The organism is Endozoicomonas sp. ONNA2, from assembly GCF_024606365.1.
Lineage (GTDB): Bacteria > Pseudomonadota > Gammaproteobacteria > Pseudomonadales > Endozoicomonadaceae > Endozoicomonas.
Genome location: NZ_JAHHPO010001154.1, coordinates 1 through 2,030, shown reverse-complemented (window position 1 = coordinate 2,030; position 2,030 = coordinate 1). Strand labels below are relative to the sequence as shown.

Below are 2,030 nucleotides of genomic sequence, written 5' to 3'. Positions count from 1 at the left end.
ACCATAGTTCCACAATTAGAGTGAAATGGGAAAGTTATTTTTAGACAATTCCTTATTGGCACTAAAAAGGTTCAGAGGGTATTGCTTTTGCAGGGAACAACGCTGTTTCTATTTACCAATGATTTGAGGCTGAGCGATAACCTGGCCTTGATGCAGGCAGCCGCCAGCTGTAAACATCTGGTGTGCGTCTATTGTGTTGACCCTGCCTGGTTCAAGCCTGGCCGTTACCAGTCAAGGGTGATGGGTGATCATCGCTGGTGTTTCCTGAAGGAGAGTATTCAACACCTTGCATCACAGCTTGAAAAGCGGCGGCAATCCCTGTTGGTGCGTTTGCAAAGTCCGTATCAAGCAATCGCACAAATGCTGAAGGCCCACAAAATTGAGGCTGTCTATCGCAGCCGTAACATGGGTTTTCAGGAGAATGCCTATTGGCAAACTCTCAGACAGAACTTCCCGGCAGTTACCTTCAATGAAGTTGAAACGTTCACGCTCTTCCATCAAAACGACCTGCCATTTTCCCTGGACGAGTTGCCGGAAACATTTACCCAGTTCCGCAAGCAAGTTGAAAATCTGCCCATTAGCGAAGCCGCAACCACACCGGATATTTTGCCAAAACCTATGCCCGGTTTGCGTTACCATTCTGACTGGCTACCGGCAACGGCCAGAATGAACAGTCCGTTTACCGGTGGTGAAGCGGCAGGGGCAGAGCATCTAAAGCTCTATTTTTCAACGATGCAGCCAACCACCTATAAAGAGACACGCAACGCCTTGCAGGGTTGGACGAGTTCAACCAAATTTTCGCCCTGGCTGGCCTCTGGTTGTCTCACTGTCCGGCAGATTTGCCAGGCACTCAGGCACTATGAGTCAATGATTATGGCCAATGAATCCACCTACTGGATTCTGTTTGAATTGCTGTGGCGTGAATATTTTCAGTGGTACACCCTGAAACATGGTGTACGACTGTTTTCCTCCAGAGGCATCAAGACCAAGTGCCGACTGTCATGCTTTTATCCCGAACGGTTTCAGAAATGGTGCGCCGGTAATACCCCCTGGCCTATTGTCAATGCCTGTATGAAAGAGCTGCAGTCCACCGGTTACCTGTCCAACCGTGGGCGCCAGATAGTGGCCAGCTGCCTTATTCATGAACTGGGGATAGACTGGCGCTACGGGGCAGCCTGGTTTGAGCAGCAGCTGGTGGATTATGACGTGGGCAGCAACTGGGGCAACTGGCAGTACCTGGCGGGGGTGGGTGCTGACCCGAGAGGGTGTCGCCATTTTGATCTAGACAAACAGGCCCGGCAGCACGATCCCGATGGCAGTTATAGACAACGTTGGGATGGTAATAAAACCTGCCCCCTCGACAGTGTCGACGCCGCCGACTGGCCCATCATGCCATAATCATTCAGCCACCAATAACTGATGTCGCCAGCGGGCCTTGTGGTCTTTCGCCAAATGGGCCGAAACCGCTGGCATGGTCCGGATGAAATTCTCCGCCAGTGTCCAGGGGGGATTCACAACCACCATGCCTGAGGCGGTCATTCCGGGTTCGCCATGATCGGCAACGCCCATTTCAAACAAGTGGGTATTGCGCATTCTGCTGTTGGCAACGTCCTTTTCCATCTGCCGAATCTGCTGCATATTCACCACGGGATACCACAGCAGCAACATTGCCCGGGGCATTTTCACATAAGCGGCTTCCATAACCTTAACCACTGTCTGATAGTCCGACCTGACCTCATAAGAAGGGTCAATCAATACCAGGGCACGGCGGCTGGCTGTGGGCAGAAGGGCAAGCAGGCCCTTAAAGCCATCTTCCTGACGAACATGACAAAGACGACGATATTCACAATGCCTGCGTAATTCAGCGATGGTTTGTGGATGCATTTCATAGCACCAGGCCTTGTCACCGGGCCGCAACAGCCGCTTTACCAGCAAAGGTGAGCCCGGGTAACGTTGGCAACGGATATCATCGGCAATCTGCTCGTGGTAGTCATCCAGACCTTGCAGCTTTTGCCAGTCCAGCTTCAGGA

Annotated in this window: 2 protein-coding genes; one reads left to right on the top strand and one right to left on the bottom strand. The window is 52.0% G+C overall.

Annotated features, from left to right (window positions below; genetic code table 11):
• Window positions 1–87: 87 nt before the first annotated feature.
• Window positions 88–1,398, top strand: coding sequence for a DASH family cryptochrome (locus KDK14_RS20415; protein WP_257267077.1), 1,311 nt, complete (start codon window positions 88–90; stop codon window positions 1,396–1,398).
• On the opposite strand, the gene rlmJ is transcribed toward KDK14_RS20415, so the two are convergent.
• Window positions 1,399–2,030, bottom strand: a 632-nt coding sequence (rlmJ, locus tag KDK14_RS20410; protein WP_257267076.1) for a 23S rRNA (adenine(2030)-N(6))-methyltransferase RlmJ, incomplete at its 5' end; no start/stop codon positions are given.